Origin of the sequence: Nocardioides sp. NPDC057577 (genome assembly GCF_042801335.1) — a bacterium.
Taxonomy (GTDB): domain Bacteria; phylum Actinomycetota; class Actinomycetes; order Propionibacteriales; family Nocardioidaceae; genus Nocardioides.
The window spans coordinates 1-7,690 of the sequence record NZ_JBHVGB010000234.1 but is presented as its reverse complement, the minus strand read 5'-3'; the positions used below and the strand labels follow the sequence as shown (position 1 = coordinate 7,690).

The following is a 7,690-nucleotide window of genomic DNA, read 5'->3' as shown; positions in this document are numbered from 1 at the left end:
GCACACCTCGTGGCGTTGGCGGTCGCCCCGGGCGGCGGCCTCGACCGCCGCGTCCAGGAGCGGTCGAGGACGCAGGTCGTCGGTGAGCAGCACGAGCGGCCGCGTCACCAGGTCGCGTACGTCCACGGACCCCCGCCCCGCCCACGGGTCCTCGGGCCGGACATAGGCCCACACCGGCAGCACGGCGAGGGCCCGCGAGGCCAGGGACCGGGCCGGCGGCCGGGTGACGATCGCCAGGTCGGCACCGGCACGGACGGCCGCCGCCGCGCCGCGCGGATCGAGCTCGCGGACCATCGCGACCGGGTCGTCGGGTCCGAGCGTCGCCAGGAACGGGGCGAGCACGTCGGTGAGCGTCGTCGTGGGCACGGCGAGATGGAGCTCGTCGAGGTGGCCCGAGGCGAGCACGGCCACGGCGCGATCGAGGTCGTCGGCGTGTGCCAGCAGGTCGCGAGCGCGGGGGAGGAGGTCCTCGGCCGTCCTGGTCAGCCGCAGCCGCCGGCCCTCGCGGGCGAAGAGCGGCACCCCGAGGTTGGCCTCGAGCTGACGAAGCTGCCGCGACAGCACCGGCTGGGTCACGTGCAGCACCTCGGCGGCCTGCGTCGCCGAGCCCGCGTCGGCGGTGGCGACGAAGTAGCGCAGCAGGCGCAGATCCATGCTCATGGGGCATGATTGTAGTAGTCAAAAGGTCTTGGACGACATGTGTTGCGGAGGCTCATGCTGAACCCATGACCGAGCCCTCGACCCTCGAACAGTCCCGCCTCCTGCGTACGCCGCTTCCCGGCCCCCGCTCCCAGGAGCTGATGGCCCGCAAGGTCGCGGCCGTGCCCCAGGGCGTGGCCACGACCATGCCCGTCTTCGCCGCGCGCGCGGCCGGTGGGATCGTCGAGGACGTCGACGGCAACCGCTTCATCGACCTCGGCTCCGGCATCGCGGTGACCACCGTCGGCTCCAGCGCCGCCCGGGTGGTCGACGCCGTCTCCGATCAGGTCGCGGCCTTCACGCACACCTGCTTCATGGTCACGCCCTACGAGGGCTACGTGGCCGTCGCCGAGCAGCTCGCCCGGCTCACCCCCGGTGACCACGAGAAGCGCACCGCGCTGTTCAACTCCGGCTCCGAGGCAGTCGAGAACGCGGTCAAGATCGCCCGCTCGTTCACCGGCAAGGACGCAGTTGTCGTCTTCGACCACGCCTACCACGGGCGCACCAACCTCACCATGGCGATGACGGCGAAGAACATGCCCTACAAGCACGGCTTCGGGCCGTTCGCGGGCGAGGTCTACCGGGCGCCGATGTCCTACCCGTTCCGCGACGCCGCCGAGATCGACGGCAAGCTCGCGGCGGCCCGGGCGACCTCCCTGATCGAGACCCAGGTCGGTGCCGACAACCTGGCCGCGATCGTGATCGAGCCGGTCCAGGGTGAGGGTGGCTTCATCGTCCCGGCGCCCGGCTTCCTCGCCGCACTGGCCGACTGGTGCCGCGCCAACGACGTGCTCTTCGTGGCCGACGAGGTGCAGTCCGGCTTCGGCCGCACCGGCACCTGGTTCGCCGTCGAGCACGACGACGTGGTCCCCGACCTGGTCGTCAGCGCCAAGGGCATCGCCGGCGGCCTGCCGCTCTCCGCAGTGACCGGCCGTGCCGAGGTCATGGACGCCGTCCACCCCGGCGGCCTCGGCGGCACCTACGGCGGCAACCCGCTCGCCTGTGCCGCGGCGCTGGCGGTGATCGAGACCATCGAGGCCGAGGACCTGCTCGCCCGGGCGCGGGACATCGAGGCGCGCCTGCTCGGCAGGCTCCGCGACCTGCAGGCGGGTGACGCTCGCATCGGCGACGTGCGCGGCCGGGGCGCGATGATCGCCGCCGAGTTCGTCGACCCGGCCACCGGCGACCCGGACGGCGCTACCGCCAAGGCCGTCGCGGCCTACGCTCACAGCCAGGGTGTCATCACCCTGACCTGTGGCACCTGGGGCAACGTCATCCGCTTCCTGCCCCCGCTGAGCATCTCCGACGAGCTGCTCGACGAGGCCCTGGACGTACTCACGACCGCACTGGAGGAGACCAAGTGACCACGAGCCCTAAGACCAGCCCCGCGACCAGCTACCTCGACGCCCTCGAGCCCGGTAGCGGCGTCCTCGTCGGTGGCGGGTGGCGCCCGGGTGGCGCCGGCGTCTTCGCCGTCGAGAACCCCGCCACCCGCGAGCTCGTCGCCGACGTCGCCGACGGCACCCCCGAGGACGCGACCGCGGCCGTCGACGCGGCCGCGGCGGCGCTCCCCGCGTGGTCGGCGCTGCCGCCGCGCACGCGCAGCGACCTGCTCGGCCGGGTCCGCGACCTGATGCTGCGCGACGCCGACGAGCTCGCCGCCCTGATCGCGCTGGAGAACGGCAAGTCGCTGACCGACGCCCGCGGCGAGGTCGGCTACGCCGCCGAGTTCTTCCGCTGGTACGCCGAGGAGGCCGTGCGCCCGCACGGCGACTTCGGTCCCTCGCCGGCCGGCGGCACCCGCACCATCGTCACCCACAAGCCGGTGGGCGTGGCTGCCCTCGTGACGCCGTGGAACTTCCCGGCCGCGATGGCCACCCGCAAGATCGCCCCGGCTCTCGCGGCCGGCTGCACGGTCGTGCTCAAGCCTGCCGCCGAGACGCCGCTGACGGCGCTCGCGATCGCCCGGCTGATCGCCGAGGCCGGCATCCCCGACGGCGTCGTCAACGTGGTGCCCGGCCTCGACGCCCCGGGGATCGTCAGCACCTGGCTCGCCGACGCCCGGGTCCGCAAGATCTCCTTCACCGGCTCGACCGGCGTCGGCCGCGTCCTGCTCCGCCAGGCCGCCGACCGCGTCGTCAACACCTCGATGGAGCTCGGCGGCAACGCGCCGTTCGTCGTCACTTCGACCGCGGACGTCACGGCGGCCGTCGAGGGCGCGATGGTCGCCAAGTTCCGCAACGGGGGACAGGCCTGCACCGCGGCCAACCGGCTCTACGTCCACGCCGACGTCGCCGAGGAGTTCACCGCCCGCCTCGGTGCCGCCGTCGAGGCGCTCCGCGTCGGCCCCGCCGAGCAGGGCAGCGACATCGGCCCGCTCATCTCCGCGAAGGCGTACGCCACCGTCACCGGCCTCGTCGACGCCGCCGTGGCCGCGGGAGCCGTGGTCGCGCATCGCGCCGACGTCCCCGCCTCGGAGGGCTACTTCTACGCGCCGACGGTCCTGACCGGCGTACCTGCCGACTCGCCGCTGCTGCGCGAGGAGATCTTCGGCCCGGTGGCCCCGATCGTGGTCTGGAACGACACCGAGGAGCTGCTGGCCTCGGTCAACGACACCGAGTTCGGCCTGGCGGCGTACGTCTTCGGCGAGATGGGCGAGGCGCTGCACGTCGCCGAGCGGATCGACGCCGGGATGGTCGGGGTCAACCGTGGCCTCGTCTCCGACCCCTCGGCGCCGTTCGGCGGGGTGAAGCAGAGCGGCATCGGGCGCGAAGGCGCACGGGCCGGGCTGGAGGAGTACCTCGAGACGCAGTACCTCAGCGTCGCCTGGTGATCGCGCCCCTTGGGATTGGCACAGCAGAGGCCCTATCAACGATGATGTGACCCAGGCCACCCGCACACCCTGCGGGTGGTCGATTGGGACAGCCCCCACCCGGGCGGTCCCGACCAACACTCCAGACGGACCACCAGCGCCGCCCGGCAGATTGAGGAGTCACACCTATGACCGCAGTGTTCGAGCCCGGGACCTCGTTCGAGGCCTATGACCTGGCAGACCGCTATCGAGTCGGAGCCGGCCCGGTGTTGCTCACCGGGATCCAGGCGATCGCGCGGATGCTCGTCGAGCAGCGTGCCCTCGACCAGCGCCGCGGCCTGCGCACCGGCACCTTCATCTCCGGCTACCCGGGCAGCCCGCTCGGTGGTCTCGACCAGCTGCTGCTGGGTCTGCCGAAGGAGATGGCCGACGCCGACATCACCGTGGTCCCGGGCCTCAACGAGGAGCTCGCCGCCACCGCGGTGTGGGGCTCGCAGTCCGCGGTCACCCTCGACACCGAGCGCTACGACGGGGTCACCGGCGTCTGGTACGGCAAGGGCCCCGGTGTCGACCGCGCGCTCGACGCGATGCGCCACGCCAACATGTACGGTGCCCACCCCACCGGCGGCATGCTGATGCTGGTCGGCGACGACCCGGCCGCGAAGTCCTCGACCGTGCCGGCCGTGAGCGAGCGGACCCTGGCGAGCCTCGGCATCCCGGTGCTGTTCCCGCGCAACGCCTCCGAGATCGTCGAGTACGGCATGGAGGGCATCGCCCTCTCCCGCGCCTCCGGCTGCGTCGTCGCGCTCAAGATCGTCGCCGACGTCGCCGACGGCGCCTGGGTGGTCAAACCGGAGATCGGCGTCCTGGACCCGGTCATGCCGAAGACCCAGTGGGACGGCGTCCCCTACACCTACGAGCCGACCAAGATCGAGCTCTTCCCCGACCGGATCGTCGGCGCCGAGGCGAAGCTCTACGGCCCCCGGATGGGTGTCGTGAAGGCGTACGCCGCCGAGAACCACCTCAACCGGATCGAGGTCAAGGCACCGAACGCCAAGGTCGGCATCGTCGCCTCCGGCTCGTGCTACGACTCGATGCGCCAGGGCCTGAAGGACCTCGGCCTCGGCCACGACGACCTGATGGCCGCCGGGATCCGGGTGCTTCGCCTGGGCATGATGTGGCCGGTCGAGCCGACCATCGTCTCGGAGTTCGCCGACGGGCTCGAGGAGATCGTCGTCGTCGAGGACAAGACCTCCTTCATCGAGCAGGGCATCCGCGAGATCCTCTACGGCGAGCCGTCGGCTCCCGTCATCATCGGCAAGAAGGACCGCAACGGTGTCCCGCTGGTGCCGCTCGACGGCGAGCTGACCGCCGGCCGCCTGCTCGCGCCGCTGCGCCGCGCGCTGAAGGGCCACGCCCAGCTGAAGGCCGCCGGTCCGGCCCGGATCGACCTGCCGCTGCTCTCGACCTCGCGCACCCCCTACTTCTGCAGCGGCTGCCCGCACAACCGTTCCACCGCGCTCCCCGACGGGAGCCTGGGCGGTGGCGGCATCGGCTGCCACACCCTGGTGACCGCCTCGCAGCGTGAGGACAGCGCGGTCGTCGGCATCACCCAGATGGGTGGCGAGGGCTCGCAGTGGATCGGGCAGGCGCCCTACAGCCACGCCGGTCACACGTTCCAGAACGTCGGTGACGGCACCTTCTTCCACTCCGCGCAGCTGGCCATCCAGGCCTGCGTGGCAGCCAACGTCAACATCACCTACAAGCTGCTCCACAACGACGTCGTCGCGATGACCGGTGCCCAGAAGCGGCAGGGCGAGGTCGAGATGGCGCAGCTGACCCACAAGCTGATGAACGAGGGCGTCAAGGCGATCATCGTGGTCGCCGACGAGCCGAAGCGCTACCGCCGCGCCCACTTCCCCGCAGGCGTACGCCTCTGGCACCGCGACCGCCTCGACGACGCTCAGCGGGAGCTGCGCGATGTCGAGGGCGTGACCGTGCTGATCTACGACCAGCATTGCGCCGCCGACGCGCGGCGTCAGCGCAAGCGCGGGACGATCGAGGCCCGCAACACCCGGATCGTGATCAACGAGGCCGTGTGCGAGGGCTGCGGCGACTGCGGCGTGAAGTCCAACTGCCTCTCCGTGCAGCCGGTCGAGACCGAGCTGGGCCGCAAGACCCGCATCGACCAGACCTCCTGCAACACCGACTACACCTGCGTCGAGGGCGAGTGCCCCTCGTTCATGGCGGTCGAGACCGACCCGACGGTCAAGAAGGCGAAGAAGTCGACCCCGGAGCCGCCGACCGTGGCGGACCCCGGCTACGGCGAGCTGGAGAAGACGTACGGCGTGTTCATGGCCGGCATCGGCGGCACCGGCATCGTCACCGTCAACCAGGTGCTCGCGACGGCCGCGCTGCGTGCCGGTTTCGGCGTGGAGTCGCTCGACCAGGTCGGGATGAGCCAGAAGGCGGGCCCGGTGACGGCGCACCTGCGGTTCGGACCGGGAGCGATCGACCCCTCCAACCGGGTCACCCCGGGTTCGGCCGACGCGCTGCTCGGCTTCGACCTGCTCACTCTGGCCGAGGGCAAGAATCTCGCCTACGGCGACCCGGCGCACACCCGCGCGGTCGTGTCGACCAGCAAGACGCCGACCGGGCCGATGGTCTATGACAAGGACATCGCCTACCCGGCCGACGACGAGCTGCTCACCCGGGTGAACAGCGCGACGTCCTCGCTGCGTGCCTTCGACGCGCTGGCGGCGGCGGAGACCCTCTTCGGCAACACCGCCGCGGCCAACTTCCTGCTGGTCGGCGCCGCCTACCAGGCCGGCGCTCTGCCGATTCCCGCCGAGGCGATCGAAGAGGCCATCGGCATCAACGGTGTCGCGGTCAGCGCGAACGTCGCCGCCTTCCGCTGGGGCCGCGCCTCGGTCGCGATGCCGGAGGAGTTCGCCAAGGTCACCGGCACGGCCACCGCTCCGGTCGAGCCGATCGTCGTGCCGGCGCTGGACGCCGCGACGTTCGAGGCCGAGGTGCGCCGCCTCGCCGAGGTCCGCGCGCCGAAGCTCGTCGCCTTCCAGAACCAGGCGACCGCTCGTGACTACGTCGAGACCGTCGACCGGATCTGGACCGCCGAGCGCTCGGTGACCGAGGACACCCGCTTCTCCGAGGCCGTCGCCCGCTACCTGTTCAAGCTCACCGCCTACAAGGACGAGTACGAGGTCGCCCGGCTCCTCACCGCGCCGGCCGCGCTCGACGGCGTCCGCGCCGAGGTCCAGGGCAAGATCAGCTTCAAGCTCTCCCCGCCGATCTTCGGGGCGTTCCTCAAGGGCGGCAAGATGACCTTCGGCCCGCGTTCGCACTTCATCCTGCGCCTCCTGGCGACGCTGAAGTTCGTCCGCGGCACCTTCCTGGACCCCTTCGGTCACGCCCACGTACGCCGGACCGAGCGCGCCCTGCTCGCGCACTACTCCGCGCTGGTCACCGGCCTCGCGGCCGACCTCACCGAGGAGTCCTACGCCCGGGCCGTTCGCCTCGCCGAGCTCCCGGACATGGTGCGCGGCTACGAGAACGTGAAGATGCGCAACGTCGAGGCCTATCGCGAGGCGCTCGCCGCCGAGGGCATCGACCTGACGGTCTAGATCACGCCGAGTGTGTCCGCCAGCCTCGACTGCGCACCAGCGCTGTCGAGGCTGGCCTCCACCCGGCGTACGTTGCCGGCCGAGGGGTAGGCGAAGAGCGCCATCAGTGCCAGGGAGATGAGCCCGCCGATGACGTACGTCATCAGCTGGCCCTCGGTGAGGACGAACGCGAGGGTGATCGAGACGAGTGCGACCAGCTCGCTGAGCGCGAGCCGGAGGATCAGCGATGTCTGGTGCTTCTGCAGCGCCTCGCCCTTCGCCTTCTCCGGGGCGGTGCCCGGGGTGATCGGGGCTGCCCGGAACCCGATCGTCGAGAGGATCAGGGCGATGACGACCCCGGCCACGACCTGACCCCCGATGACGTACGTCGACGGCAGCGCCAGGTCGGGGTCGGGGACGCTGAGGTAGACGACCACCCCCAGCACCACGACCATGCTCATGAACGCGAGCGCCATCATCTGAGCCGTACGCAGGGCGGGTGTGGGCATCTGAGCTCCTTCTCGAGGGGTGATTGGGACGCAACCTAGCGGACCGGGCC

Annotated in this window: 5 protein-coding genes; 3 read left to right on the top strand and 2 right to left on the bottom strand. The window is 71.5% G+C overall.

From position 1 onward, the window contains the following. On the bottom strand, nucleotides 1-660 hold a 660-nt coding region (locus tag ACFU7D_RS27525), incomplete at its 3' end, for a LysR family transcriptional regulator (RefSeq protein ID WP_378873341.1). Nucleotides 661-725: 65 nt separating this feature from the next. Here ACFU7D_RS27525 and gabT point away from each other — a divergent pair. The 3 genes from gabT (at nucleotide 726) to ACFU7D_RS27510 (ending at nucleotide 7,152) form a co-directional block, all read left to right on the top strand. Further along, a complete protein-coding gene (gabT, locus tag ACFU7D_RS27520) occupies nucleotides 726-2,063 on the top strand; it encodes a 4-aminobutyrate--2-oxoglutarate transaminase (RefSeq protein WP_378873339.1) in 1,338 nt (445 codons plus the stop codon). Next, entirely contained in the window at nucleotides 2,060-3,532 is a 1,473-nt protein-coding gene (locus ACFU7D_RS27515) for an NAD-dependent succinate-semialdehyde dehydrogenase (RefSeq protein WP_378873337.1), read from the top strand. Before gabT ends, ACFU7D_RS27515 begins: the two co-directional genes overlap by 4 nt. Nucleotides 3,533-3,699: 167 nt before the next feature. After that, complete coding sequence (locus ACFU7D_RS27510) at nucleotides 3,700-7,152, top strand: indolepyruvate ferredoxin oxidoreductase family protein (RefSeq protein WP_378873335.1); 3,453 nt, start codon at nucleotides 3,700-3,702, stop codon at nucleotides 7,150-7,152. Here ACFU7D_RS27510 and ACFU7D_RS27505 read toward each other — a convergent pair. Further along, a complete protein-coding gene (locus tag ACFU7D_RS27505) occupies nucleotides 7,149-7,640 on the bottom strand; it encodes a hypothetical protein (RefSeq protein ID WP_378728209.1) in 492 nt (163 codons plus the stop codon). The two genes, ACFU7D_RS27510 and ACFU7D_RS27505, sit on opposite strands and share 4 nt — an antisense overlap. Nucleotides 7,641-7,690: the final 50 nt, after the last annotated feature.